Origin of the sequence: Neorhizobium phenanthreniclasticum (assembly GCF_040066075.1) — a bacterium.
GTDB classification, from domain to species: Bacteria; Pseudomonadota; Alphaproteobacteria; order Rhizobiales; family Rhizobiaceae; genus Neorhizobium; species Neorhizobium petrolearium.
Map to the genome: position 1 here is coordinate 61,484 of NZ_JBEAAL010000007.1, position 25,086 is coordinate 86,569.

General features: G+C 60.2%; 35 protein-coding genes and 1 tRNA gene. 8 read left to right on the forward strand and 28 right to left on the reverse strand.

The window, feature by feature from the left end:
- Positions 1-16: 16 nt before the first annotated feature.
- From metG to ABK249_RS11865, 5 genes are all read right to left on the reverse strand, one after another.
- On the reverse strand, positions 17-1,570 hold the full coding sequence (gene metG, locus ABK249_RS11845) for a methionine--tRNA ligase (RefSeq protein ID WP_037146925.1): 1,554 nt from the start codon (positions 1,568-1,570) through the stop codon (positions 17-19).
- A 105-nt stretch (positions 1,571-1,675) separates the two neighbouring features.
- Entirely contained in the window at positions 1,676-2,704 is a 1,029-nt protein-coding gene (locus ABK249_RS11850; RefSeq protein ID WP_037146930.1) for a DNA polymerase III subunit delta', read from the reverse strand.
- Positions 2,701-3,399 (reverse strand): dTMP kinase, encoded by a 699-nt coding sequence (gene tmk, locus ABK249_RS11855; RefSeq protein ID WP_415926436.1) that lies wholly within the window; start codon positions 3,397-3,399, stop codon positions 2,701-2,703. Before tmk ends, ABK249_RS11850 begins: the two co-directional genes overlap by 4 nt.
- Positions 3,400-3,461: 62 nt before the next feature.
- Positions 3,462-4,628 carry a D-alanyl-D-alanine carboxypeptidase family protein gene (locus tag ABK249_RS11860; RefSeq protein WP_348863129.1) on the reverse strand — a complete coding sequence of 389 codons (1,167 nt, stop codon included), beginning with the start codon at positions 4,626-4,628 and terminating at the stop codon, positions 3,462-3,464.
- A 67-nt stretch (positions 4,629-4,695) separates the two neighbouring features.
- A complete protein-coding gene (locus tag ABK249_RS11865) occupies positions 4,696-5,775 on the reverse strand; it encodes a septal ring lytic transglycosylase RlpA family protein (RefSeq protein ID WP_348862936.1) in 1,080 nt (359 codons plus the stop codon).
- Between the two features lie 651 nt (positions 5,776-6,426).
- Between ABK249_RS11865 and ABK249_RS11870 the strand changes: the two genes are divergently transcribed.
- The 3 genes from ABK249_RS11870 to ABK249_RS11880 are packed head-to-tail and all read left to right on the forward strand — an operon-like array spanning position 6,427 to position 8,099.
- Complete coding sequence (locus tag ABK249_RS11870; RefSeq protein ID WP_348862937.1) at positions 6,427-7,002, forward strand: hypothetical protein; 576 nt, start codon at positions 6,427-6,429, stop codon at positions 7,000-7,002.
- Between the two features lie 48 nt (positions 7,003-7,050).
- Entirely contained in the window at positions 7,051-7,308 is a 258-nt protein-coding gene (locus ABK249_RS11875; RefSeq protein WP_348862939.1) for a hypothetical protein, read from the forward strand.
- A gap of 38 nt (positions 7,309-7,346) precedes the next feature.
- Complete coding sequence (locus ABK249_RS11880; RefSeq protein ID WP_348862940.1) at positions 7,347-8,099, forward strand: hypothetical protein; 753 nt, start codon at positions 7,347-7,349, stop codon at positions 8,097-8,099.
- Here the strand turns inward: ABK249_RS11880 and ABK249_RS11885 are convergent.
- From ABK249_RS11885 to ABK249_RS11930, 10 genes are read right to left on the reverse strand one after another with little or no spacing between them, the layout of a single operon-like run.
- Positions 8,083-9,090 carry a hypothetical protein gene (locus tag ABK249_RS11885; protein WP_348862941.1) on the reverse strand — a complete coding sequence of 336 codons (1,008 nt, stop codon included), beginning with the start codon at positions 9,088-9,090 and terminating at the stop codon, positions 8,083-8,085. The two genes, ABK249_RS11880 and ABK249_RS11885, sit on opposite strands and share 17 nt — an antisense overlap.
- Positions 9,091-9,094: 4 nt before the next feature.
- Positions 9,095-9,457 (reverse strand): phage tail assembly chaperone, encoded by a 363-nt coding sequence (locus ABK249_RS11890; protein WP_348862942.1) that lies wholly within the window; start codon positions 9,455-9,457, stop codon positions 9,095-9,097.
- The gene (locus tag ABK249_RS11895; protein ID WP_348862943.1) at positions 9,457-9,969 is read right to left on the reverse strand and encodes a hypothetical protein; all 513 of its coding nucleotides are present in this window, start codon (positions 9,967-9,969) and stop codon (positions 9,457-9,459) included. Before ABK249_RS11895 ends, ABK249_RS11890 begins: the two co-directional genes overlap by 1 nt.
- Positions 9,950-11,530, reverse strand: a complete 1,581-nt coding sequence (locus ABK249_RS11900; protein ID WP_348862945.1) for a hypothetical protein — start codon at positions 11,528-11,530, stop codon at positions 9,950-9,952. Before ABK249_RS11900 ends, ABK249_RS11895 begins: the two co-directional genes overlap by 20 nt.
- Before the next feature lie 2 nt (positions 11,531-11,532).
- The gene (locus tag ABK249_RS11905) at positions 11,533-13,149 is read right to left on the reverse strand and encodes a terminase large subunit (protein ID WP_348862947.1); all 1,617 of its coding nucleotides are present in this window, start codon (positions 13,147-13,149) and stop codon (positions 11,533-11,535) included.
- Positions 13,121-13,504 carry a phage terminase small subunit P27 family gene (locus tag ABK249_RS11910; protein WP_348862949.1) on the reverse strand — a complete coding sequence of 128 codons (384 nt, stop codon included), beginning with the start codon at positions 13,502-13,504 and terminating at the stop codon, positions 13,121-13,123. The genes ABK249_RS11905 and ABK249_RS11910 overlap by 29 nt, the downstream gene beginning before the upstream one ends.
- Positions 13,501-13,821: a phage head closure protein gene (locus tag ABK249_RS11915; RefSeq protein ID WP_348862950.1), complete on the reverse strand. Its 321-nt coding sequence runs from the start codon at positions 13,819-13,821 to the stop codon at positions 13,501-13,503. Before ABK249_RS11915 ends, ABK249_RS11910 begins: the two co-directional genes overlap by 4 nt.
- Positions 13,821-14,234: a DUF3168 domain-containing protein gene (locus tag ABK249_RS11920; protein ID WP_348862951.1), complete on the reverse strand. Its 414-nt coding sequence runs from the start codon at positions 14,232-14,234 to the stop codon at positions 13,821-13,823. The genes ABK249_RS11915 and ABK249_RS11920 overlap by 1 nt, the downstream gene beginning before the upstream one ends.
- Complete coding sequence (locus ABK249_RS11925) at positions 14,231-14,653, reverse strand: HK97-gp10 family putative phage morphogenesis protein (protein ID WP_348862952.1); 423 nt, start codon at positions 14,651-14,653, stop codon at positions 14,231-14,233. The genes ABK249_RS11920 and ABK249_RS11925 overlap by 4 nt, the downstream gene beginning before the upstream one ends.
- On the reverse strand, positions 14,646-14,972 hold the full coding sequence (locus tag ABK249_RS11930; protein ID WP_348862953.1) for a head-tail connector protein: 327 nt from the start codon (positions 14,970-14,972) through the stop codon (positions 14,646-14,648). The genes ABK249_RS11925 and ABK249_RS11930 overlap by 8 nt, the downstream gene beginning before the upstream one ends.
- Positions 14,973-15,095: 123 nt before the next feature.
- Between ABK249_RS11930 and ABK249_RS11935 the strand changes: the two genes are divergently transcribed.
- Positions 15,096-15,317 (forward strand): hypothetical protein, encoded by a 222-nt coding sequence (locus ABK249_RS11935; RefSeq protein ID WP_348862955.1) that lies wholly within the window; start codon positions 15,096-15,098, stop codon positions 15,315-15,317.
- A 4-nt stretch (positions 15,318-15,321) separates the two neighbouring features.
- On the opposite strand, the gene ABK249_RS11940 is transcribed toward ABK249_RS11935, so the two are convergent.
- Genes ABK249_RS11940 through ABK249_RS11970 form a run of 7 tightly spaced genes read right to left on the reverse strand, consistent with a single transcriptional unit; the run spans position 15,322 to position 19,971 of the window.
- Positions 15,322-15,810 carry a phage tail tube protein gene (locus ABK249_RS11940; protein WP_348862957.1) on the reverse strand — a complete coding sequence of 163 codons (489 nt, stop codon included), beginning with the start codon at positions 15,808-15,810 and terminating at the stop codon, positions 15,322-15,324.
- Positions 15,807-16,169: an endonuclease gene (locus ABK249_RS11945; RefSeq protein WP_348862958.1), complete on the reverse strand. Its 363-nt coding sequence runs from the start codon at positions 16,167-16,169 to the stop codon at positions 15,807-15,809. The genes ABK249_RS11940 and ABK249_RS11945 overlap by 4 nt, the downstream gene beginning before the upstream one ends.
- The gene (locus tag ABK249_RS11950) at positions 16,169-16,561 is read right to left on the reverse strand and encodes a hypothetical protein (RefSeq protein ID WP_348862959.1); all 393 of its coding nucleotides are present in this window, start codon (positions 16,559-16,561) and stop codon (positions 16,169-16,171) included. The genes ABK249_RS11945 and ABK249_RS11950 overlap by 1 nt, the downstream gene beginning before the upstream one ends.
- A 10-nt stretch (positions 16,562-16,571) precedes the next feature.
- Positions 16,572-17,789: a phage major capsid protein gene (locus tag ABK249_RS11955; protein ID WP_348862961.1), complete on the reverse strand. Its 1,218-nt coding sequence runs from the start codon at positions 17,787-17,789 to the stop codon at positions 16,572-16,574.
- A 1-nt stretch (position 17,790) separates the two neighbouring features.
- Positions 17,791-18,294 carry an HK97 family phage prohead protease gene (locus tag ABK249_RS11960; protein WP_348862962.1) on the reverse strand — a complete coding sequence of 168 codons (504 nt, stop codon included), beginning with the start codon at positions 18,292-18,294 and terminating at the stop codon, positions 17,791-17,793.
- On the reverse strand, positions 18,294-18,743 hold the full coding sequence (locus tag ABK249_RS11965) for a hypothetical protein (RefSeq protein WP_348862963.1): 450 nt from the start codon (positions 18,741-18,743) through the stop codon (positions 18,294-18,296). Before ABK249_RS11965 ends, ABK249_RS11960 begins: the two co-directional genes overlap by 1 nt.
- On the reverse strand, positions 18,733-19,971 hold the full coding sequence (locus ABK249_RS11970) for a phage portal protein (RefSeq protein ID WP_348862964.1): 1,239 nt from the start codon (positions 19,969-19,971) through the stop codon (positions 18,733-18,735). The genes ABK249_RS11965 and ABK249_RS11970 overlap by 11 nt, the downstream gene beginning before the upstream one ends.
- Before the next feature lie 81 nt (positions 19,972-20,052).
- On the opposite strand from ABK249_RS11970, the gene ABK249_RS11975 reads away from it, so the two are divergent.
- Complete coding sequence (locus tag ABK249_RS11975) at positions 20,053-20,538, forward strand: hypothetical protein (RefSeq protein WP_348862965.1); 486 nt, start codon at positions 20,053-20,055, stop codon at positions 20,536-20,538.
- A gap of 1 nt (position 20,539) precedes the next feature.
- Here the strand turns inward: ABK249_RS11975 and ABK249_RS11980 are convergent, their stop codons facing one another.
- The 6 genes from ABK249_RS11980 to ABK249_RS12005 form a co-directional block, all read right to left on the reverse strand.
- Positions 20,540-20,797, reverse strand: a complete 258-nt coding sequence (locus tag ABK249_RS11980; RefSeq protein WP_348862966.1) for a hypothetical protein — start codon at positions 20,795-20,797, stop codon at positions 20,540-20,542.
- Positions 20,794-21,327, reverse strand: a complete 534-nt coding sequence (locus ABK249_RS11985; RefSeq protein ID WP_348862967.1) for a hypothetical protein — start codon at positions 21,325-21,327, stop codon at positions 20,794-20,796. The genes ABK249_RS11980 and ABK249_RS11985 overlap by 4 nt, the downstream gene beginning before the upstream one ends.
- On the reverse strand, positions 21,324-21,947 hold the full coding sequence (locus tag ABK249_RS11990) for a hypothetical protein (protein WP_348862968.1): 624 nt from the start codon (positions 21,945-21,947) through the stop codon (positions 21,324-21,326). Before ABK249_RS11990 ends, ABK249_RS11985 begins: the two co-directional genes overlap by 4 nt.
- 130 nt (positions 21,948-22,077) lie before the next feature.
- Positions 22,078-22,254, reverse strand: coding sequence for a hypothetical protein (locus ABK249_RS11995; protein ID WP_348862970.1), 177 nt, complete (start codon positions 22,252-22,254; stop codon positions 22,078-22,080).
- A complete protein-coding gene (locus ABK249_RS12000) occupies positions 22,251-22,568 on the reverse strand; it encodes a hypothetical protein (RefSeq protein ID WP_348862971.1) in 318 nt (105 codons plus the stop codon). The genes ABK249_RS11995 and ABK249_RS12000 overlap by 4 nt, the downstream gene beginning before the upstream one ends.
- Before the next feature lie 89 nt (positions 22,569-22,657).
- Complete coding sequence (locus tag ABK249_RS12005; RefSeq protein WP_348862972.1) at positions 22,658-22,864, reverse strand: hypothetical protein; 207 nt, start codon at positions 22,862-22,864, stop codon at positions 22,658-22,660.
- A 110-nt stretch (positions 22,865-22,974) separates the two neighbouring features.
- Between ABK249_RS12005 and ABK249_RS12010 the strand changes: the two genes are divergently transcribed.
- The 3 genes from ABK249_RS12010 (at position 22,975) to ABK249_RS12020 (ending at position 25,062) form a co-directional block, all read left to right on the forward strand.
- Entirely contained in the window at positions 22,975-23,730 is a 756-nt protein-coding gene (locus ABK249_RS12010) for a hypothetical protein (protein ID WP_348862973.1), read from the forward strand.
- Positions 23,727-24,899 (forward strand): tyrosine-type recombinase/integrase, encoded by a 1,173-nt coding sequence (locus ABK249_RS12015; RefSeq protein WP_348862974.1) that lies wholly within the window; start codon positions 23,727-23,729, stop codon positions 24,897-24,899. The genes ABK249_RS12010 and ABK249_RS12015 overlap by 4 nt, the downstream gene beginning before the upstream one ends.
- A gap of 73 nt (positions 24,900-24,972) precedes the next feature.
- A tRNA-Ser gene (locus tag ABK249_RS12020) sits at positions 24,973-25,062 on the forward strand.
- Positions 25,063-25,086: the final 24 nt, after the last annotated feature.

A 25,086-nucleotide genomic window follows, 5' to 3' on the forward strand; every position in this document is an offset into this window, starting at 1 on the left:
AAAACCTGGAGCTATATTAGGCGCTTGCTTCGGGCGCCACGTAACGCGGAAAGACCGGTTTCGGCGCCTCAAGTGGCGTTCCCGGCTTCAGGCGCCCTGCCTCGCCGAGTGCCGCGAAATCGCGGGCGTCGGCCGGCGCGGCTACCAGATCGAGCAGCTTGGTGGATGAATCCGGCATGAAGGGCTGCAGGAGGATGGCGACCTGGCGCACGACTTCCGCTGCCACGTAGAGCACGGTGCCCATGCGGGCCGGGTCGGTCTTCTTCAGCACCCAGGGCGCCTGCGCAGCGAAATAACGGTCCGTCTCCGAGACGACGCCGATGATCGCCGCGAGCGCACGATGGATAGCCTGTTTATCCATCTCCTCCCGGCAGGCTGCGAGAAGGCTGTCGGCTGCGGCAAGCAGCTCCCTGTCCGCGTCGGTGAATTCACCGGGCTCGGGGACGATGCCATCGCAATTCTTGACGATCATCGACAGCGAGCGGCTGGCGAGATTGCCGATGCCATTGGCGAGATCGGCGTTGACGCGGGTCGCGATGAGCTGCTCGTTGCAATTGCCATCCTGGCCGAAGGAAATCTCACGGCAGAGATAATAGCGAACATAGTCGAGCCCGAACTTTTCCAGAAGCTCGAACGGATCGACCACGTTGCCGAGCGATTTCGACATCTTCTCGCCGGCATTCAGCACGAAGCCGTGCGCGAAGACGCGCTTCGGCAGCGGCAGTTTGGCCGACATCAGGAAGGCCGGCCAATAGACCGCATGGAAGCGGATGATGTCCTTGCCGATGATATGCGCGTCCGCCGGCCAGTATTTCGCACGCGGGCCGTTCGGATTATCCAGATAGCCGGTTGCGGTGATGTAATTGGTCAGCGCATCGACCCAGACATACATGACATGCGCCGGGTCGTTCGGTACCTTGATACCCCAATCGAAGGTGGTGCGAGACACCGACAGGTCCTTGAGGCCGGATTTCACGAAGGAAATGACTTCGTTGCGGCGCTCGTTGGGACCGATGAAATCCGGGTTTTCCTCATAGTGCTTGAGGAGCTTGTCCTCATAAGCAGAGAGCCGGAAGAAATAGCTCGACTCCTCCACCCATTCGACCGGCGAACCCTGGGGGCCGTAACGCACGCCATCACGCACTTCGGTCTCGTTTTCGGCGTAATAGGCCTCGTCACGCACCGAATACCAGCCGGCATAGGTATCCTTGTAGATGTCGCCGTTGTCGGCCATCCGGTTCCAGATGTCCTTCGAAGCCTCGTGATGGCGAGGTTCGGTAGTGCGGATGAAGTCATCGTTGGACGCATTAAGCAACCGGCCCATCACGCGGAATTCATTCGAGTTTCGTTCGGCGAGTGCTTCCGGTGAGATGCCTTCGGCGCGGGCCGTCTGCTGCATCTTCTGGCCATGCTCGTCCGTGCCGGTCAGGAAGAAGACATCCTTGCCGTCGAGGCGCTGGAAGCGCGCCATGGCATCCGTCGCGATCAGTTCATAGGCATGGCCGATATGCGGCTTGCCGTTCGGATAGGAAATCGCGGTGGTGATGTAATAGGGCGTCTTGTTCGGCATTGTCGGCACTCGGGCACTTAAAGGAAATGATGCAGCGCTCTTAGCGCATGTTTCGCAGGAGCGAAACACAAAGTTCCTTTGCGATGTTCCCCACCCTGCCCGCGATCAACGTCGGGCGGCTTCGAGAATCGAGAGGATCGTCTGCTTGCGGTCGAGGTTGTAGGCCTGCGCCACCGTGATCTTTTCGGCGATATCGCTGACGAGCCTGGCCTGCCGGTCGGCGGCCGGAAGATCGCCGGCAAACGCCGCTTCACGTGCGCGGGCGACCAGATAGTCGCTCAGATGCTCCAGGAAGAAGCCGAAGATCACGTCGCTTTCCTTGCCGGACAGCACGTCCGCCAGGCGGTGCATGGCTTTTCGGGCGGTGGGGCCGTCTGCTGCTATCACCTCATTGAAGGCGGCGATGATCTCGGTGCCACCATAGTTCAGAAGCTTCAGCGCCTGCGCAACGCTGCCTTTGCCCATGGACAGCACGATTTCCTCGGTCCGGCCGCCTTCGAGCGGCATGCCAAGCCCGGCGAGCGCCTTCGACAGGTCCTCATCGCTCAGCGGCGACAGCTTCAGCGACTGGCAGCGGGAGCGGATCGTCGGCAGCAGTTTTCCGGGCGCATGCGAGAGCACGATGAAGAGCGCACGCCGCGGCGGCTCTTCGAGGATCTTGAGGATGGCATTGGCGGCATTGCGGTTGAGGTCGTCGGCCGGATCGATGATGACGATCCGCCAATTGCCCGTGCCGGAGGTCTGCGAGAAGAAATGCCCTGCCCTGCGCACTTCGTCCACGGTGATCGCGGTCTTCGCTTTCCCGGTTTTCTCGTCCACCGGACGCGTCAGATGCAGCAGATTATGCGAAGCGCCCGACGCGATCTGCCGGCTCACCGGCGAGTTGGGGTCAGGATCGGAGAGATGGTCCGGCGCCGCTTCAGGATCGGGATGGGTGAGCACATGATTGGCGAAACGGAAGGCGAGTGTCGCCTTGCCGATTCCTTCCGGCCCCTCGATGAGAATTGCGTGATGCCCCTTCCCCGAACGGTAGCTGCGCGCAAGGAAATCCTCGGCCGATCGATGGCCATAGAGATGCGGATTGCGTGCCGGCGGCACGGCGCCGTCGAGGATGCCGGCGGTCTCTTCGCTCATCCGACCGATTCCGCATTGCTTGTCTGCCTGAGGGCGAGCTCGCGTACCAGCGGCTCGATGATCGCGAAAATTTCGTCTGCGATCTCATCCTCGGCACGTTCGGCATTCACCACATGGCAGCGACCTGGTTCCGCTTCGGCGATCTCCAGATAGGCTTCGCGGCGCTTCTCGTGCGTTTCGATCTCTTCGCGTTCAAATCGGTCCGGGGCGCTTTCCGCACCGCGCTTGCGGGCGCGTTTCAGGCCTACTTCGGCCGGCAGATCGAGGATCAGCGTACAATCCGGGACGACACCGTCGATCGCCACCCGCTGCAACGCCTCGATGAAGTCCGGTTCCAGATTGCCGGTCACGCCCTGGTAGACGCGCGAAGAATCGATGAAGCGGTCGCAAAGCACAATAGCCCCGCTTTCGAGCGCCGGGCGTATCACTTCTTCGACATGGTCGTTGCGGGCGGCCGCGAACAGGATCGCCTCCATGCGCACGCCGAATTCTTCTGCCGCACCGGAAAGCAGGACATGGCGCACGGCCTCGGCCCCTGGTGAACCGCCTGGCTCCCGGGTCATGAGCACGTCGTGGCCACGACGCCGCAATTGGTCGGCCAGCCGCCGAATCTGGGTGGATTTGCCGGCCCCCTCGCCGCCTTCGAAAGTCACGAACAATCCGGAACGTTCTGCCACGCGTGTTTCCGCATTCATCTCTTCATCAATTTATAGCGCAATATAGGTGCAGTGCGAAACAATGCGCAAATCTCAAAGTCTTAAAGCCAGAAGAACATCAGTTCGAGCAGAGCATCGGTTGCCTGGCTCGTCAGACTGCCTGTCTTGATGGACTGGGCGGTCACCAGCGGGACTTCGCGCACCACTCTGTCTGCTGAGGAAATCTTGAGTACACCGACAGGCTGCCCTTCCGCAACAGGGGCTCTGAGAGGCCAGCGGTAGACGATTCGCCCCGATAGCCGATCGGGATTGTTGGTCGGCAGGTAGATATCGACCGGCTCCCTGGCGACAAGGTCCACATAGCGCGACGTCCCGCCGTAGACGCTTGCCTGACCAACCACCTCCCCTTGTTTGAAGAGCACCTTGGTCTCGAACGAGGAAAGTCCCCATTCCAGCACCTTTCGTGCCTCCTCAAGCCTCTCCTTGTCGCTCGCGAGGCCGCCCATGGCGAGAAAGAGCCGCGTGCCGTTGCGCACCACCGAGGCGACCAGCGCGTAGCCGGACCCTTCCGCAAAACCCGCGCCAAGGCCGTCGACGCCGATGTTCAGCGCAAGAAGCGGGTTCTTGTTGCGCTGGAAGATCTTGTTCCATTCGAAATCCGGCTGCGCATAGAGCGGATAGAATTCCGGATATTCGCGATGGATATGTCGGGCAAGTTCCACGAGGTCGCGTGCTGTCGTACGGTTCTCCGCACCCGGCAGGCCGGTGGAATTGCCGAAGAGCGAGCGGCTGAGCCCGATATCCTTGGCGCGGGCGGTCATGCGGGCGGCAAATTCGCCTTCGGAACGGGAAATGCCTTCAGCCAGAACGATGCAGGCGTCATTGGCATTCTGCACGATCACGCCTTTGACGAGATCCTCCACCCGAACCTGCGATTTCAGCGCTGCGAACATGGTCGTCGTACCGGATGGCGCACCACCCGTGCGCCAGGCATATTCGCTGACGGGATAAACGGTGTCGCGGCTGATCTCGCCGCGCCTGATGGCACTGAAAACGACCTCCATCGTCATCAGCTTGGCGAGCGAGGCCGGCGGGAAAGCCTGATTCTCGTTCGAGGCGAGCAGCACTGTGCCCGTCTTGGCCTCGACCATGTAAACCTGTTTCGCCTTGGTGACGAAGGCGGGCGTGGGTTGCTGAGCGCTCGCAGGTCCCGAAATCAGGGTAACGCCAAGCACAATCAGGCAAAGGAAAAACAGAAGGCGCCGCATCATCACCCCATCGACCACGTCACTCTATGCCTAGCAGCGCCGCCGACTCACCGCAATTGCGGTGCTCTCAACGCACGGGCTTTTGAGCAGGTCTTGGGGCTTCGAGGATCATGTTGCCGAACATCACCTGCGGGGCCTTGGCTCTCGTGGGTTCCGCGTAAGCAACGGTTGCCCGGGCGTTTGTCGGTTCGGCGTAGGTCGCCATAGCCTTGCTCTTGGCCGGCGCTGATTCAGCATAGACCGGAGCGACGGCGCGTGGTTGTCGATCGCCGGCCATCGGCCGTTCGGAGGGAAGCGGCCCTATCTGCGGTAGCGCCGCGAATTGTTCGAATGCCTGAAAGGCCTGTGTCGCGGCCGGCGCCGGCGCGGGACCGCTCGGCGTGCGGCCAGCAAGCGCGACAGGCGTCGGCATGGCGGAGCCATAGCTCTGGAGCTGGTCGCCCAGCGGCTGGTTGGACGCGACCATGACGCCGGTTGCGATCTGCCCTTCCGGCTGGATCGACGGCAGGCGGTCGCCCTTGCGGATATAGGATGCCATCAGGAACGGCATGTCCCTGCCATCCATCCGTGCGCGGCCGACATATTGTACGTTCACATGTGCCGTGCCGATCCGCTTCATGTCCAGCAGCTCGGCCGTCTTGTCGGAAACGTCGATGATGCGGCCAGGATGATAGGGCCCGCGATCGTTGACCCGGACGATCACCGACGTGCCGTTATCGAGATTGGTGACGCGTGCGTAGCTCGGCAAGGGAAAGGTCGGATGCGCGGCGGAAAGATGTTCGCTGTCGTAAACTTCGCCATTGGCTGTGAACCGGCCATGGAAAGCAGCACCATACCAGGAGGCAAGACCCTTCTTGTTGTAGTTGGGATCTTCCTTCGGAACGTAGGTCTTCCCTTTCACCTGGTAGGGCTGGCCTACCATGAAACGACCGCCACCTTTCGGCACGGGCTTTCCCGCCTCGACGACCCGAGGGCTTGCTTTTACGCCATATTCCTTTTCGGAGAAATATTCCTTGCTGCGGGGTTTCTTCTTGGGCGCCTCGGTCGTGGCGCACGATGCCATTCCGACGCAGACCAGTGTTATCCCGAGCCATTTCGCACTCAGCGAAAGCTTGCCGCCACTCAAACCCAAACTCGTCCGTCCCATGCCGCTTTCGCTGCGATCCGCGGCAGTCGGTCCTCGTCACCGCTCCGCTTTTCGCAGCCATTGTGAACCGGTTCGAGGCATACCCCTATGCCGCCGAAGTCGATAGCAGGGGAGTCTTGCCGGCAACATGGCAAAAATGCGAACAAAATCGGGCAGATAGATAAACTTTTATCGAGTATGGTTAATCGATTGCGAATGCGGGGGCGGGTGAAAGCCGGAATTTTGACGGCGCGAGGAGCAAGATTACCGCTTTTGTGAGCGATTTAACCATGCTGGCGGCTCACGAATGAAGGGGACGGTCGAATTCGCTCAGACGTATTTCAGACTGTCGGTAGAAAGGAAATGATTGGCGGCGCTCAGTTGACGCCGAAAACCTGCAGGCTATAAAGCCAGCATTCGATGGAAGAGTGTCCGAGTGGTTTAAGGAACCGGTCTTGAAATTCGCTCAGAGGCATACCTGACTATCCCTCCCCTTCCCTGAAATATCCGCTTTATCAATCCGATACGGCTTTTCGTCGACCTCACCGTGCGGAACTATACCGGAACGTGCTACGCAGTTGAGTTGCGAAAATCGTAGCAACTCGTTCACCGATCGTTCCGAAATGTTGCGTGTAATCCCGACCTCTGGCAGTCTGTTCGCCGGGGGGACTCATGTTTCAGTTTTTAGGTGACTTAGTTACGTCCAATGTTGGGCAAGCGCTCTTAATCGCCGCGCTCACAGCACTCGCCGGGAACTACTTACGGCCGAAGGGGAAGCTAGTTTGGTCCGTATCTCATCAGCACTACTACAACGTTCCCCGCATCGGTGCGGATGGTGCGTTCCCCGTTCGGACGCAACAGATTTGGATACAGAACCTTGGCCGGAAAGCCATTGAGGACATCGAGATCGTCCTTAATTGGAAGCCCCAGCACTACGAGGTTTGGGATCCTCGGCACTATACGCCTGGAACTCTTCCGGACGGTCGTCATTCCATTCGCTTCCCCAATCTTTCCAGCCAAGAGTATTTTACGATCTCAATTCTGGACACCTTCAACGAACTCCCGATTGTACTGGCTGTCAGGTGGAAGGAAGGATTGGGAAAAGAGATCAGGATGGGGCCGAATCAAGTCCATCCACGTTGGGTATTGCTCGGTCTTTGGCTCATCCTGCTGGTTGGGGCCACCGCTATTTTCTTCGGTATCTTGCAGGCAGTTCTTTATGCGATTGCGCTGGCGTCCACACCTTGACACCCTCGTACATCCTGTCACCTTGTGGCTGTTGGCCTGGGGGGTACGGTGGACAAGTTTCTTCAGATTGTTGGTGCGCTGATCTGCCTCGTCGCGCTGTCGTTGATGCTTTTCATCTTGAGTGCGTCACAGGAGCGCGGCGACGGGGTCACCTTGCTACTTGGGATGCTACCCTTTGGCATTCCTTCAATCATCGGGGGTGCTGTGCTGGCGGCGTTTGGCTCAATACTTGAGCAGCTCAAGGCAATCCGGAAAGCCACGGAACAGCAAGCCGAGGTGCTCATGGATAACAGATCAAGCAGCTGATGTCGCACCGGACTAACACCTACATAGGCGGTGTAGCCATGGCCGGATTCGCCGGCGGAACCTTTTGCACCGGTCTGGCGCTTTCCTCGCTCCATCTCAGTCCGATATCGATCTCAACCCCTGTTTCGGACGCCGTAACAATGGGCGCGAGCTTGGCGGGTGCGATTGTGGGCGGGATTTTATCGTTCGCAGGGACTTACTTCTTCCAGTCGTATGCAAATCGCTTGCGTCAAAAGGAGCTCGCTTACACGTTGCTGACTCAGGTAGCGGCCATGCGCTCCGAGATTATTAATCTCGTGCTTCACATTCGGGAATGCGAACGTAATAATGCAGACGTGCTGCTATCCAGTGCTGACTATTGGAAAGCCGTCACTCCCAGGGCCGGCAACATTCCACTACGTACCCTGAGTGAAGGTGCTTTAGGTGTACTTATAGCTCACCAGGAATTCGAACTTCACTCCGAGCTCGCTTTATTGGAAGTACACCACAATAGCTTAGCCGAGGGATGGAATGAGTACTGTAAAACCCGCCGGGAGTTAGGGGCGTTGATGCCCGTCGATAAAAATAAAGGCACGTCGCTCTTCTCCAACCTCGACACGACGAAGCACCCCGAAGCATTCATACGTATCCTTGAAGCGAACTCCCTTATCATCTCAATGCTCAAGCTTGCGCCGGACAGACTTTTGCGCGCGGAGAAGGTCGCCGGCAAGGTGGGGCCTGCGTTCAAAAGGATCTTCAAGGACGATTCCTTCCCCGGAGTTGTTGTCACGGAGGTCATGCCGCCCGTTTGAACCACCCGTCGAATATCTCGGCGGTGAGATAGATGACGTTTGACCGCTGGCGGGCATAGTAAGCGAGCTGCTTACAGGACGCGCAGCAATATTCAGCGCGGGCAGTTTTAGCGGAGAAGATGTCCCCACAATGGGCGCAGGCCTTCTCCAGTATCCGGTTTGCGCGCGCCACGGCCCGCTTTCCTCGCTCCTCGCGAACTCGGCAGGCGTTGCAGCAGTACTTTGCGTTCAATGCTCTGGAAGGCACAGGACCGCCGCATGAGTGGCAGGGTAGCACCTCCGCAGCGCGTTTCACCGAACAAGCAATCGAGCAATAGATGCCGCTCGACGCCCGCGGCCGGAAAGGTGTGCCGCAGGTCTTGCACTCCCGTTCGGGTATCCGCCGGCTCCAGAGCTGCGAGCATTCGTGCGTGCAGAACCGCTGATCGGCTTTGTTATAGTTGAAGGGCCGAAAGGCTGTTCCGCACTGAAGGCAGTCACGTAGCGGAAGCTTTTCGCGACGAATGATCCGATAGGCCGCCGTGCCGGTTCGGCTGGCGTGATACCGATCCTCCTCGGTGCGTTTCTGGATCGCAGACTTGGCGCATAGTGACGAGCAGAACCGCCCTTGACGCGCGCCGCTGGTCATCTCCTCCGGCAAGTCCTGTCCACACCATGCGCAGGTGTGGCGCGGGTCGGTATAGTCCCGCTGACCTTCCGCCCACGACGGGCGTTTGGCGCCGATCCGCCTCAAAGCCTCCTGCACCAGCAAGTCGGCTTCCATATCCGCCAGCGGCCAGCGATGCCCGTCAAGGCACAGGGCAGAACGGAGCCCGTACCGAATCGGTCCTTCATTCTCAAATTTGCTGAACCGCCAGTCTCTAAGGGCGTCCATTACCTCATCGACAACGTGCCGGCGACGTTCACCCTTAAGGATGCCGGCGGCCTTCGGCTTGTGCTTGTTCGCCAGTCGCTCGTTTCGGGCTTTAAGGTAGTGGTCAAGATAGGCCATGCCGTCACCCGAACATTGCGTCGAAAGCGCCCGCCGTGATGGCGTGCTTGGAAACTGGCGCGAGCGCCTTCACGCCTTCCGGGGCTTTCTCCCGTTTGGAATAAGCATGCTCGATCCACACGGCGTCCATCGCGCGCAGGATGGCAACGTGGCGAGGTTCGATGCTCCAGCCGGTAAGTTGGCTGTAGGCGAGGATTTCCGAGTGCGAGATCGGGTTCGGCCCGGCCTGGTGATAGGTCCGCGTCTTGTTGAGATCGAGGAACCATTGCCAGAGGATATCGCCGCCGGCAGGAATGCGAGCCTTCCGAGAATTAGCGGAAAGCTGGCCCTGAAGTTCATCGCAGAGGAGCTTGGAGAGGTCGGCCATCAGTATGTCTCCCCGCCGTTCTGGTACCGGTTGCGCCGGGCCTCCTCGTTCTGGCGAACGATGGTGACTGTCTGGTTGCCCGCCTGTTCAAGGATTCGCGCTTGGAGATCGGAGGACAGCCGCAGCTCGACGACAGACTTGCCGGCGGTTTCGGCGGCGGGCGCCGATGACGTGCGCAGATCAACCGGAATGCGCCGGCCGTCAGGCAGGGGAACGGCAGCTTCAGGCAGCGGCCCTTCGCCGAAGATCGCCGGTCGGTCGGAGATGCCACCTTTAGCGAATAGACCGACCGGCGCTTTTGGTGCCGCTGGGAAGCTATTGCTTCCGCCGAAGATGCCACCGAGAAGTGAGCCGAATAGGCTGCCCCCGCCGCTGCCGCTTGCCTTGTTGACTTGGAAAATGCTGTCGAGAAGATCGTCCAGGAGCTTATCGCTAATGCGGCTGATGACGTTTTGGGCGATATCGCCCCATTCCTCCCACGAGATTTTCCCGTCATCTATGGCGCTTTGCATGTCTTGGATGGCAGAGCGTGAGATCCTTCTCGAAATCGATTTGGTCAAGGACCCGCTGCCGCGCCTCCTCCTCCTGATAGAGGGTTTCGTTCAGCTCAATGATTCTCTGGCGCTCGGCGTCTGTTGCATCGGCGCCGGCCATGCGGGAGGCCTCAAGCGCTCGCTTCGCCTCGTCGCTCTGCCAGACGACCGCGATCTCCTTCTCGAGCTCGGAGATGATTTCTTTGATGCGGTCGCGCTCCCGCTCGGAAGCCGTGGCTGCCTTTCCCGATGCCGAGGCGGATTTCTTCGCCGCATCATCCTTCTCCTTGCGAGCGACGGTTTCCTCCGCCAGGGCGGCCGCCTGCTCCTGAGTAAGCCGCACGCCGTGGCTAGAGGCGTCGGAAAGGATTTTCTCCAGTTCGGCAGCTACGGCACGTTCACGGTTCGATTTCGCCAGCTCCTCGCGGTACTGGCGCATGTAGTCGCCGGAGAGATCGCGAGGCGGTGCGGCCGGCGCCGTGGGAGTGGGTGAGTTCGATATGCGGCTATTCCGGACTTCAGCAATCCGGGCATCCTCTTCCGTGATCTGCCGAAGCTGCTCCCGCAATTTGCGGATGGTCATCTCCTCGCTGGCAGGCGTCTGAAGTATCTGGTTCTCAAGCTCGACGCGACGTAGGCCCAGTTCGCGCTGCCTATTCTCCAGTGTGGAGCTCCGCTGCTTCTCGAAGGCGTTGTACGAATCGAGGAACTGGAACCATGCTGACACCGCATCGACGATCGCGGCCTTCACTCGCGTGCCAATCGTGTTCGCGATCAGATTGAACTTGCGATCGACGTCCTCAGCCCGCTGGACTACCTCGCGGCTCATCACAAGACCGAGTTCGTTGGCGAGGCGGATTTGCTCCTGCAACCCCTCGGTGCCCTGGTCGACAAGCTCGACGAAGCGCTCGCCTGCGGAACCGCCGAATACCTCGTCGCCGATGCGGATGCGGGCGGCTCGGTCGAACTCCTTCATCCGTCCGATGATCTCGACGAAGAGATCGGAGGGGTTCTTCAGCTTTTCCGCCAGTTTCTCGGAGGTGTAGCCGAGACGCTGGAACGATTCCGCCGCGCTGCCAGCGCCGGTCTGCACGAACTCGTCGGCGCGAAGCTGCAGCTCCTTCAGGCCATCTGTGAGGGCGTCCACGCCGATCTTGTTCTGCTCGGCGGCGAACTTCAGCTCCTGGAAGCGCTCGACGTCCAGGCCGGCCATGCGAGCCTGCCGGGAAAGTTCCGCGGTGCTTTCGACCGAGGTTTTCAGCGCGGCAACGAATCCAACCATGCCGGCCGTGATGGCGCCGACTGCGAAGGCCTTGCCGTAATCGCCGATCCTCGTGCTGACCGTTGCGAGCGCCTGGTTGATGCGGGTGGTGGAGCGGAGCATATCCTGCTCCATCTGCTTCGTGGCGCTGGTCGAGGCGTGGCGGAGGTTCTGAAAGCTCCTCGTGCCGGTGCGCTCGCCTTTCTGCATGTTCCGCTCGAAGTCGCGAATACGGGCCTCCAGGGCAACGACAAGCCGTTCTTCATCTGTGACAGCCATTTTCAGCCTTCTCCATATGCCCAGTTTTCGAAGTCATCGCCGACGTTGTCGTAGAAGGATCCGCCACCTCCTGTCGCCGCACGGCTCACCGCCATCGCGGCGGCTACGGCCCCGTCGATCGACATCCAGAGTTTTGGCTTGGAAAGCCGCACGATATGGCCCTGCGGGTTGCGCTTCGCTTCGGCATTCGAGAAGCAGAAGCGAAGGACGGGGTGGCCGCTGTGCCGCAGCCGGCGCCCAATCACGACACGCTCCAGCTCCTGATAAGCGGGCATCATGGTCAGCGCGCCTTGTCGCATCTCGACCGCGGGGAAGCCCTCCTCAACAAGGTTCGCGAGCGTCGTGCGGGCAAGCGCCGGGTCGAAGGCGATTTCCATCACGTTGAACCGGGCGCACAGTTCACGGATGACGGCCTCAACCCGTCGGATATCGATGGTGTTGCCCTCGGTCGCCTCGATCAGGCCTTGTTCGGCCCAGTCGACATAAAAGGCGCCGGAAAGGTCTTGGCGCTCTCGCAGGTTCTCTGCCGGGCAGAAGAACCATGGATGGATAAGATAGCCGTTGTCGCCATCTGGCCACGCCGCGACGATCACGGAAAGGTCGATGCTTGATGATAGGTCCACGCCGAGCCAGCACGGCCGGCGCTCCGCCTCGAGGTCGAGGAGATCAACAATACCCGCGCACTCGTCATAAGCCTCGATGTCGAACGCTGGATCGTCGGCGCTGTCGAGCCAGATATTAAGGTTCAGTTGCCGGAACGCTTCACGGTCGCCAATCCTGCGCTCGCCCTCGAAAGCCATCTGGCGCAGACCTTCAATGTCAGGATAGCCATGCGCGAGACCCGGGTTGACCCGGCGCCATACCTCTTCATCCCGCCAGTCATCATCTGCCGCCGCCTCGAAGAGCACCGGCAGGATAGAAGGATCGTCTACCTCGCCGCGCGCCACGCGCCGCGCATCGTCCACGATATCCCAGGCGATGTTCTCGCGGCCGCGGCCGGCCGTCGTCGCCACGACAAGGAGGCTCCCCGGTGTCTTCACCAGGCCGGAACGGAGCACATCCCAAAGGTCGCGCTTCTTCCAGGCGTGCAGTTCATCGGCGAGCACGAAAACCGGCGTGCGGCCGTGCTGTGTGCCGGCGTCGGCGCTGATGGCTTCGCAGAAACTCCGGGCGGTTGGATAGTAAAGGCGGTTCCGATAATCGAGGTTCTTGACCTTCGGGGCGACCTTCTTGTGAGCCCACACAAGGCCGCGTGCTTCCTCATAGGCAATCCTGGCCTGCTTCCTGTCCGACGCCGCGGTGATCACCTCACCACCCGGCACCTTTTCCGGGCCGATGGTATGCAGGAGTGCCAATGCTGCCGAGAGCGAGGTCTTGCGGTTGCCGCGCGGAAGGAGCAGGACCACGGTTCGAATGATGCGGCTACCGTCGTCCTTGCGCGGGCCGTAGATGCGCCGCACCACCCGTTCTTGCCAAGGATCGAGCTGGAACGGCCTGCCGGACTTCGGATGCTTCAGCATGCGCAGGAACTTCACCGCCCGTTCGCCGAAGCCAAGCGGGTCCGGAATATCCGAGCCGTCATAGATCCAATCAGGAAACGTCGAGCGGGTTTTCACCATCGTCCTCGTCCTCCCTAATCGCGGGCCGGGATCTGGAAACAGGCGTCAGGCCGAGTTCCGCCGCGAGCAGGCGGGCGGACGCCATGCTTTTGTCTTGAGCCCGGAAGACCTTCACCTTGATCTCCGCCTCGGTAATGGTCTGCATGTCCGCCTCGAACTCGCGGACGCGGCCCATGGCGATGCAGTAGTTTTCGAGGGAACCGAGATCGCCGGTAGTGAGGATGCGGCGCTCGAGAAGGATCGGGATCACGCGCCGCCATTCCTTCTTCGCCTCGGCGGATAGCCAGGCCGGCGGCGGCGGTGCCTTCCGCATCGCCCCGTTGTCCACCACGAGTTGCGGCTTGGTGCCCCTCATGCGGCCCTCACGGTGCGAAGCTCCAGTCCCCTGTGGCGGCCGATCTCCTTCACTTCCTTGATGTTGAAATCCTGGCCCTCGTAAACAATCCGATCGGCGTTGGTGACGCCGGCAAGCCAGCGGGTGCGGAAGACGATCACGCTTTCGTCGCTGGCACCGAAGGCGCGGATGAACTCCTCGGTGGACGACTGCACCACCTGGGCGCGGAGCGTGGTGAGCGGCACGAAGCGAGGCTCGACCGTGCCGTATTCGTCGGGCTCCGGGCTTTCCTGCCACTGGTCGATGCGTATGGTGCGGTCCAACTTTCCAGCGCGCATTAGCCGATCTCCTGCACCTTCGCCGATAGTGTCACGACGGCGTGACTTGTCTCGCCGTCGGGATCGCGCAGGAAGCGAGCGCTTTGGACGTAGCAGTCAGCGCAATGGAAGTGCCCATCAGGCATATCCAAGCGTGCCTTCACCGCCGCCCGGATCGCCCCGGCGATAACCTTCACCCCGGCCGTGCTTGGCTCCTTCTTCCACACATGCACGTCCATGTAGACGCGCGTCAGCGAGCGGCTGAGGCTGTCGTTCTCGTCTACGCTCTGGCCTTCGCCGATGATGATGGACGGCGACGGGTTCGGACGCTCGTTGCGGTCGAGGATGTTGGCTGCCGGAAGCAGCCCTAAGATCTCAGGTGTTCCAACCAAGCGGGCGCGGACGGCCTTCTGCAAAGCGATTTCCGGGCTCATTTGCCGCTCCCCCAGTTCTTCTTTACGGCGGTGCTGATCGCCCGCTTAATGCGGCTCGCAGCGCGCTGGCGGGTGAGCCGGAAGCCAGGCCAAAAGAACGGCTGGGCCGGCGTGTCGGATGTTCCGTACTCGACGAGGTGCGGGTATCGAACGTCTGTGTTGCCAACGGTGACGAGCGCCTCCAGCTCATTCGCCGCGCGGCTGCCGCCGGGCTGCGAATAGGCGGGCGTGGCCTGACCGGGAGGCGTCACGGTGATGCTCTCCCTAAGGTCCCCGCTATCCACCGGAGCAAGCTGCCGCTGCATGTCGGCGACTTCGTCCGCGCTCTTCACGAGGGCCGGCTGCACCGTCTCGCGAACCGTCTGCGGAATTTTGCTCATGCGCTGCTGGAACCGGGAGAGCCCGCCATCGTCAGCCAAAGGACCACTCCCGATATTCGTTGACGATCTCCAACACGCCGAAGGGAAGTTCCTGGGCGGTTACGCCGACAAGGGTGGCTTCCCTGTTTTCGAACCAGTGCGCCGCAAGCTGGAGGACGGCCTCCTTCAAGGCCGCCGGCACGGTCGAGACAGCAGGGTCTCCTGCCGGCGGATAGGTCTCCTCGATCTTGAAGCCTAGCAGCCGCTCGATGTGATCCTGTGCGGCCTCGATTTTGCGGTCCATCAGAGCGTCATCGTTCGGGAGGTCGTCCGTCCAGCCGACTTGCGCTTTCAATTCCTCAAGGGTTGCGATGGCCATGGGCCGAAAACTCCAATTCGGTGAAATCTTGCGCGATGGACCCGCCGCCGGTCCCCTTGAGGGGTGGAAAGTTGAAGACCACCCCCGGTAGGTGCATCATGTGTCAGCGATTCGGAGACGATCATGACGATCAGCTTGAAGGACCTCACCGAGCACGAGCTACGTTGGCTCAAGAACCTCCATCGAGGCGGCGCGGCCACGCTAATGCTACCCGCCGATACAGCAGCCCGTCTCAGAGAGCTGGGCCTCGCCGAACAGAAGCTCGGCGGTACCGGCATAAGCAAACTCGGCAAGCGGCTCATCGACGAACGTATCGTTGCCAGTCGGCGTGCGCGGGGCCTCTGACGCATCACGGAGTTGCCTCCGCGCGAGCGACACGGACAACGTTGCTGTTGACGCCGATCGAGATGTTCAGCTTCATCACGTTGTTCGCCTGGTCGTACTGCTCGGCCTGGCTCATGACCTTGCCGATGAAGTACCGTTCCGATGGAGTGCCGCCAGCAGGAGCGTCGTTGAAGACCAACTTGAACCCGTAGTCGTGGATCTCCTTCTCAGCGGCGATCACGGCCTGCTGGCCCGGATCGTCGGGATCGATGCCGCAGACGATCTCCATCGTGCCGGCGGAGCGCGGTCCCTTGATGGTGCGCGTCCTGCTATCGTCGAGCGCTGTGAATGTGATGGCCTCGGAGGTGTCACCAACCGAGCCAGCCGCTTCGACTTCCTTGATCTGAACCCACGTTTGCGGTGGGGTGGTGAAGTCGGCGAGCGTTAGGTCATCGCCTTGCGCCATTACGCCGCCGATATAGATCTGCAGCCCGGCGCTCGAATAAACGGTCATGGGTTTATCCTTTCCAGTGTGCGCCGCTCTTCAGCGGCCTCGATTGCGTTGCAGCGCTGACACCCGGCCCGCCAGTTGGAGCGGACCATGCGGAGGTCAGGGCGTGTTCTGATGCTCTTGATGTGCATGACGACGGTGGCCTTGGCCCCGCATCCGCACCATTCGTTCTCAGGAAGGGCGAGGAAGGCCTTCGCTTCCCTCTGCCATTCGCTGTCATAGCCACGCTGGCGGGCAGCGGGGCGCTTCTTGTCGAAGCGGGCCTTGCGCTCCCGGTCGGCCGTCCTTTCCCGTTGGCAGCGCTCACCGGAGGGATGAGCAGCCCCGCAGTAAGAGCAGATGGAGGGAGCGCGGTACGGCATCAGGCCACCGGCGCGACATGCGGATGACCGAGGACAGCCACAACACCGAGCGCAAGGCTCGTGCCGCCGGTCTTGGTCGCCACAACGCGAACGTAACTCTTCCGCTTCGAACCGATGTAGCCGATACGATAGGCGCTGTTGGCCTCCAGGGTCGTGGGAAGCGTGCCGAGCTGGTCCTCCGGAGCAACGTCCGTGAAATCGCCGCTGGTGGTCGTGTCGCTCTCCTGGAGCTTCAGGCCGAACGCCCCGGCGGCATCGATCGCACCGGTGTTGATCACAAAGAGGGCGCTATCGAAACCCCGCAAGTCGATAACCGCGCCGTTCTGGTTGGCAGAAAGGACGGCCGGCGCAACGGCCTGCACAACCTTGGTATCGTGGAAGGTGTCCTTCATTGCGGCCTCCTTAGTTTGCCGAGTTCTTGAGGAACTTGATCGCGTTGAAGTCGCCGGCGCCGCCACCCACGCGCTTGTAGACGTCGAAGATGATCTTGCCCTTCTGGGTGAGCTCATCGACGTTGACGCGAACGCCTTGGCGATCGACGATCACGTAGCCCTGCCGGAAGTCGCCGAAAGCGATCGGCATGGCATTGGCTCCGATGTCGGGCATGCTTTCATCGATCTCGACGCGGTAGCCGAGAAGTGGATGTTCGATGCCCTCGATGAGGTTTCCGGTCGGAGCCCACAGAGCCCGGCCGTTGTCATCGACGAGGGCGCGAAGCACTGTCGCCGTGTTGGTATTCATCAGGAAGACCGCGTTGCCTTTGTAGGGCCGACGCAGGGCGCCGATGAGCTTCACGAGAGCAAGCGTCCATTGCGCGGTCGTCAGGGTGCCCGAAGACAGTGCGCCGGATGGAACGTACTGGAACGAACCCCACGCGCGGGTGAAGTCTTTCTCCGGAGCGGTCTGGTAGGTGAGCAATCCCTTCGGCGAATTGTCCTGTCCGTCGCCAGTCATGAATGCCTCGCCCTCGGTCTCGCTGAAATCGTGAGTGGCGTTGTTCACCAGCCAGGAAGCGATATCGACTGCGGCGTCGTCGATGAGCTGGCGGGTTGCGGCGGGGGCGGCATAGAGTTCAGCCACACCGTAGGAGCTCTTCTTCAGCTCGGGGCGAGCGGTATCCTGCGGACGATCCTCGCGTTCGGTCACCCACTGCGCGCCGCGTTTGCCGAGCGAGTAGAAGCGCTCATACTTGTCGGTGGAGATGCTGACGACTTCCGCGAGCTGGCGCATCGGCGAGAGGTCGGTCATCAGGGTGCGGATGGAGAGATCAACCGTCGGAAGAACGAAATAGCCGCCGTCGACGTTGTTGTCGGTGGCTGCCGCTTTCAGTTCCACGTCATCCCCGGTACGCATGAAGCTCGCGAGCGCCTTGCGTTCGATCTCGGCCTGGTCGTCACTATCCTTTTTGGCGCCGGGGCGGTTGCCCTTCTTCTCCAGCTCGTCCAGCCGGTCGATCAGCGCCTTGATCTCTGCGCCGCCCTCAACCTTCTTCAGGCGCTCGTCGATGTTCTTCTGCAGGTCCTCAAGGGACTTCGTAACGATCGAAACCGGATCGTCCTCCTCGCCCTTGCGGGTGATTGCCACGCTGCCGAGCAGCGCCTGTTTCATGACATGCTGCATGTCACTTCCTTCCTATCTGCGCGGCCGCGCGGTTGATGGCAGAGGCGATGTTGAGCGCCTGGACTGCCGATTTGGCGGAAGTCACCTTCGCGCCGGGATGCATGGGGATCGTCACAAGAGACGCTTCCAGAAATTCGAGTGATTTGATGAGGCGACCGCCACCGACGCGGGCGGCTGCCTTCTTGGTGATGAAGCCGATGGAGATGCCTCTCACCGCACCGCTCTTGACCAGGGCGATGACCTCGCGCGCGCGGCTTACTTCCCCGACGAGTGCCTTGCCGCTGATGTGCAGACCGTCCGACTTCTCGGTAGCAACGTCCCATGTGCCGATAGGGTCGTTCATGTCGTGGCCGAAGAGCATCGGGATCGGCATCTTGACGCCCTTGAACGCGCCGGGCTCGATCCAGTCGCCGATGCGATCGGGTGCGCCGAACTTCCAAGCGATGCCGGAAATGAGGCCGGCATCATCGGCGAGGATCTTGGTCTCGATGAAGATACGGTCCATCAGCGTGCGTACCCCACTGAACTGGCGACAGCGGTTGCCCTGTAGCTCACATCAGGTTCCTCAAGCGCAGGGTTGAAATTCCGGCGATCGCCGGCGAAGGCGTCAACCTGGGCTTGGAGCCACTCCGCCGCCCTTAGGACGCGAAGGACATTTCGGTGATTGAAGGCGAGATCCGTTCCCTCGTGCTGCACCTCCCAGCGAAGGACACATTTGGCCAAGCAACTGAGGCGGGCGGCTTCGCGATGCTCGGCCTTGATCGTCCCGTCCGACTCGGCGCGCTCGGCCAGTTCATCCATCATCTCGATCCGGGCACGGCGCTGTGTTGGGCTGTCCGGGCCGGCGATCCAAAGGACTATGCCTGTCGGCTTGCCCTCGAAGGGATCATGGATTTCGAGCCTCCGGCCGCGGTCCTGGTCGATCACGTTGGACATGATTTCCTCAAGCGTCATCGTGCGGCTCCTTTTCGGGGTCGTGCTGGTCGTTGGGCTTTGGAGGGGTGTCCCCAGATTTTGGGATATCTCCCGGCTGACTGCTGCCGGTGTTCGGATTCGCGTATTCCTCGCCGCCGTCGTAGGGAGGCAAATCCAGCCAATCACGGCCTGTGTTCGGGTTGATCACGCGGGAGGAAACGAGGCTGCTGATCGCGTTCGCGAGCACCTGCAAATCGACCTTGCTGAAGTCGTCGCGTTCGAAACGAACCGCAAACTTCTTCCGACCCTCCTTGGTGAATAGCGCCCGGCGGAGAGCGCTTTCCAGCGCCTTCAGCCATGGCTCCAGGCAGAGCATCAGGAACAGGCGTTGCATCTCGGCGCTGTTCGACCACGTTGCACGGGAAAGCTCTCCGAGCAGGATCGCGGGGATGTTGAAGCTGCGGGCGATTTCCTGAAGCTGGAAGATGCGGAGTTGCTGGAACTGAGCGTCGACGCTGGAGAGCGTCATCTGCTTGAAGGTTGCCCCATCGTACAGAAACGCCGTCTTTCCTGCGTTGTCCGAACCGCCGAACGTGGCATTCCAGCCGGCGATGATCTTCTTGACGGCCTCTTCGCCGATGCCTTTCGGCATCTCGACAGCGCCGCCCGGGCGGGCGCCGCGACTGAAGAGGCGTGCAGCGTGGCGCTCCATGACGATCGCAACGCCGATCGCTTCACGGCAAAGCGTCACCGGGCATTTGTCGAAAGTGCTCCTGAGGTGGACGATGTTTTCCGCCGACTGCACGACCCCGTTGATCCGATACCGTGGCTGGAGGCTGTCATCGGGATAATCGACATTGATGTAGCCAGGTCGGGGCCGGATGATTTCGAGAACCTGCTCATCCGAAGAGCGGCGGGTCACCTGGGCAAGCCCGCCTTGATCTCTCGTCAGCGCATCGACCATCAGTGCGCGGATCAGTTCGAACCCAGAGGTCCAATCATTCGCTTCGTTCTTGAGGAGATCAGCGACGGGATGGCCGGGAACGTCCTTCTCGGCGCCATCCTCCCCGATCTCAACCACCTTGACGCGGAGGCTTGCGGCGGCTTCGGAAATCGTGCGGACGGCTGCGGCGACGGCCGGCACGCGAAGGGCGGTTTCCGATGACACCGCGATGCCCGTTGAGGTCGGAACTCCGCCGCCGAGCATCTCCAGGATTTGCTCGTCGGTCAGGGCTTTCTTTTCGGTGCGGAACGGCCAAAGCTTCATGCATCAGTTTATGGCTGATGCTGAGCCGAATCGCGTAGTGGTTTGAGAGGGGAATTCGTGGTTTTGATGGGGGATATGTCGATGTCGTTCTGGTGGACCGTAGGTTTTGAAGCAGCGAAACTTTCGATGCAATTTGCGGGGGCCCTCTTCATTGCGTGGCGCACGGTTAGGTGGGCTCTGCGCCGCTACAAAGATGAGAAGCATTGGGAACGACGACTAAGTGCGTACTCCGAGCTTACAACTGCGCTTGGGACCCTGCTCAACATCCTCGCAGAATGGGAGGATCAAGAACTAACGGAGCGTGGGCCGCGCGGAGCCACGACAGAAGAACTCCGCGCCTCGTATTGGGGGGCGCGCAAGAAATTAGAGGAGGCGCATAGCACAGCAATGCTTCTGCTATCTCAGGTGGTCGCAAACAAAATTCAGAAGTTGGTCCAAGACTTAGCCAAGAATGATGATGGTGACCATGATGCCTTTATCGACAAAATTGATGGAGAATGGAAGCTCGTACTTGCGGCGCGTGACGAGATCGTAGCCATCGGGCGTAATGATCTCCAGATCACGTAAATTAGCCTCGCCCGCGCAAGAACGCGATCAAGTCTTCTTCAAACGCATAGTACCGGCCGCCGATTTCCTTGACCGGCGAGCCCGGTTGCTTAGCCAGTGTGTCCCGCACGAAATCGGTACCGACGCCGATCCTGCGAGCGATAGCGGGCAGTGTCCAGATGATCTTGTCACGAGCGACATCACGAGGCGCAACGTTCCCTGTAACGTTACGCTCAAGGATCGCATCGAGGGCGGCTGGCGTAAGAACTGGCCGGGTCAATATTCGTCCTCCAAGTCGTCGGTGGTGATTTTGCCAATCCGAGCCAGGATGCTGGCCTTGCTGCTCGCCGGCTTGGGCTTGTCCCGCATGCGGCCCTGGATGGGCGCCGGGACTAATTCAGCGACGGTGACCGGTTTGCAGGTGAACCCGGCAGCCTGATAACGGATCAGGAGATCGTCCCGCTGCTGGTAGTCGGTTCCAGACTGAACCGCCGTCTTCCGGCCGTTCTCGTAGCGCTCGATCGTCCAGCCCCCGATGCCATAGTCGGACGCAGGGCGATCGAAATAGTCGTAATGGATGAGGACCTCGATTGGACGGTAGCGCCTTTCGCGTACGCGCGTATTCCGCGCATGCGAAGGGGCCGGCTTACCGGTGCGCCGAAGGAAATGCTCCGCAGCCGTTTTGGTGCCGAGAACCTTCTCGATCATCCTCTGCTCTTCGATGCTGGTCGGAGGAGCCGCCGACGGCTTCAGGAGGTTCCTTGTCCAGCGCTCGATTTCTTCCGGAGTGGGTTCTAGGTCTTCGGTCATGTTTTAAAGCTCTTTTCCGAGCGCTCCAGTTCGGAGCGGAGATAGTCTTCTCGGGTGTGGAATTTGCTCAGGTGGCTGACGCTATTCGGCTTGGGAGGCGGCTTGTCGGGAGGCTTGGCCGGCAAATCGTCCCACCGATCCTCACTCAGCCAGGTTGCCGGGTTGCACCACGGTCGATCGTCGGTCTTCGCGACGTAGCGCCGGAGACCGTCAAGGATCGTTTCCAGATCCGCTCGCTTCCGAGCGGCGGCAAACGCCTTGATGGCTCTCGGCTTGCCGATCTTGTGGGGATAGGTTTCCCAAAATCGATCGAAATCGGCGGGGGAAGAGCCCCCTTTAGGGGGCGAAGGGGGTATGGATTGAAGGGGTTTAGGAGAAGGGGGTGTGGGGGAAGAACCTTCAGGGGAAGAAGGGGTGTCACAACTGTCACGCCCTGTCACGCCCTGTAACGCGTTACTCTTGTTACGCCGAAACCGGCGCTGCCGTTCAGCATTGCCGGCGCGCTTCGCCTCCCGACGCGCTTCAACAGCCGCCGCGTCGGCTTTCACCGCAGCAACGATCTGCTCCGCCGTGCATCCGGCAGCAAGCATCGCGTCCAAGACCTCGGCGCTGATGGTCAACGGCGCCTCCCGGCGTTGGGATCGCACCAGTCGATGATCCGCATTGCTGGATCAGCCAAGCTGTGACTGAGCCATGACAGGAGCAAAGCCAGCTTGATCATGAGGATAGCGAGGATGAGGGCGAGCAGTCTCACGCGCCGATACCCCCCCGGATGATCCCGAAGGGCGGCTCGCGCTCGTCGATGTCTTCAAGCTCGTCGTCTTCAAGGTCGGGATCGCCGTCGATCTCATCTAGGAGAGCAATCGCGTTTTCGATCCAGCGCTCAATTTCGGCGCGGCGAAATTGGTAAATGGCGGGACTGATCATTGAGCGACCTCCCTGCCATAGGCGCGGTCCGTCGCCTTTTCCAATTGAGAGGTTAGGTTGCGCAAATGTCTGAGCGTATAAAGGATGCCGTCAACCTGTTCGGATTCTAGCAGGCAGTGCTCCCGGAAGTTCCCGCTGTTGCCCTCCCGGAACTCCATGTTTACGTACTCGTCGGCCACCATGGCGGCTCGACGAAGCTCCGAAATCTGATAGTCGACCGGCTCCAGCCCATCCAAGATTTCCCTGTCGGATGGGCGGCTGTAGTTACGGGCTGGCGCTGCCGCCGAGCAGCTGTTATGTTCCGTGCTGTTCATAGATTTATCCTCGACTGGGATAGTTTTTGGACCACGGCTCGGGAGTGTTGGCGCACTTGCCGGGCCTTTTGCGTTCTCGAGGAATGCGGTCACGCGGCCCTCCCGATAGTCGTCTTGAGGCCGAGCTTTTCAGCCAGCGGGACAACGGGAACCACTACCCGACCCCCTACCCTAATCGTCTCAATGTCGCCGCGCTTTGCGGCATCGTAGGCGGCATTGCGGGCAAGGCCGAAGAACAGCCTTCCTGCATCAGGTACCGAGATTGTCGGTTGGCTCAGTGCTTCTTCCAATGTCATTTAGCACCCCGATTGGTGAGTAACGTGTGTACGTTTGTGACGTTATCACGATTTAACCTGCTTGCAACCTTTTTGTGCGTTATGTACACACGAAAAGAAGGAGATTAGAGATGGCCCGCCCGAAACTCGGTGAAACCGAAACAGAGCGCATGCAGATAAAGATCACCGCGGCGGAAATAGAGGCGATTGATGAGTGGCGTTTCGCCAACCGCGTGCCATCCAGGTCGGAAGCGGTACGACGCCTCTGTAAAATCGGGTTGCTGGTGGATCAGGAGCTTGAACAGGCCGTTGATATAGCGAGCGATGGCGTCACCATCCTGAATGATCAAGCCTTGGAACTCATTGGCCTTACCCGGAGGCTTACAGGACCTGAAACGAGCGACGTACTCTTCAGCCGACAAGAAATGAGCGATGTTCTGGAGCTTGCAAACGAACACGCAGACGTGGCGTCAGAGGGCCTTAAAGGCCTCCATAAAGTCCTCGTCACGATTTATAACGCGATCGCTGAAATAGCGAATGCTCGTTCGTATACCGCCGGAGTGGAAGCTCTTGAGAAGGTGATCGACGCTGCGAATGCGGCGGTCGACGAATCCATCGCTCGAAGAAACGAGCGCAAGGAAAACCGCTATATAGGAATTTGGAGCGTCAGCAGGACGCCAGAGGAGAGGGCTGAGTACGAAGCCCTGCCTGAGGAGGAAAAAGAAGCATTCCTAGCTGGAGAGTTGAAGCGCCTTGAGCAAGAAGAAGAGCAGGATTTGGAAGGTTTCAAAGAGCGGTATAATATTCCCGATCCCTTTTGGACTAAGGCCGGTTGGATCAACCGCCTTCAGAAACTTGACCGCCAGAACAAGGGAGAGTCTAAGTGAAAGGTCACATCCGTGAACGCTCTCCTGGCAAATGGGCCATCGTTCTTGACGTGGGTGAACCCGATCCAAAGACCGGCAAGAAGAAACGCAAATGGCATTCCTTCACCGGCACCAAACGACAGGCGCAAGCTGAGTGCGCGCGGCTGATCGCGGAAATCACGACGGGCCGCTATGTCGAGCCAACGAAGCAGACCGTTGGGGAATTTCTCACCGAATGGTTGGCCTTCGTTAAGCCCACGGTGAGCCCGAAAACACATGAACGCTATATGGAGATCTGCGAAAAAAACCTCGGCCCGCTCATCGGCGACGTAATCCTTTCCAAGCTAAAAACTGATCGAATAGATGCGGCGTTCACAAAGGCACTCACAGAGGGAAGAAGAGCGGCAGGAAAGCCGTACGCGCCTCGGACGGTTCATCACATGCGCCGGGTGCTTATCAAAGCCCTGAGCCAAGCTGTGACGTGGGAGAGGATTTCCCGCAATCCGGCGGCGGCGACGACGCCTCCAAAGGTTGAGCGCACGAAGATGCTTGCCTACGATGCCGAGCAGACAGCGGAGCTTATCGCAGAGTTTCGAGAAACACGAATGTTCATTCCGACGATGCTTGCCGTGATGTGCGGATTGAGACGCGGCGAGATCGCCGCCCTGCGTTGGGATGATGTGGAACTCGGACATACCCGGCGCCAGTTGGCGGTCAGGCAGAGCGCAGAGCAGACGAAGGACGGCGTTCGATACAAGACACCGAAATCCGGCAAGGCTCGAACTGTCGCGCTATCTGCTACGATGGCGGCCGAACTCAAGGCTCATCGCGTGAGGCAATCGGAGGAACAATTGCGAATCGGTCTCCGGCCTGACGGCGATAGTTTCGTTGTGGCCCAGGTTGATGGGTCGCCATTACAGCCCCGTTCCCTGACCCATGAATGGAGTAGGTTGCTCGAGAAGACGAACCTCCCGCGCATCCGTTTTCACGACCTGAGGCATACCCACGCCACACAGATGCTTTCGGCCGGGGTTCATCCGAAGGTCGCGAGCGAGAGGCTGGGGCATTCCACGGTCGGGATTACCCTCGATCTGTACTCGCATGTGATGCCGGGGATGCAGGCCGATGCTGCCGAACAAGTTGACGCGGCGTTGCAAGCCGCTATAAGCGCAAGTCGGGAACCGAAATAGTTGCAAAGCGCGTAGCAAACGACGAATATTGGTTTCGATGTTGTCTCTAATATAAGAGCAATATCAATTAATTGGAAGAGTGTCCGAGTGGTTTAAGGAACCGGTCTTGAAAACCGGCGTGCGGGAAACCGTACCGTGGGTTCGAATCCCACCTCTTCCGCCATTGGCAGCTTGTATCCCGGCCTGA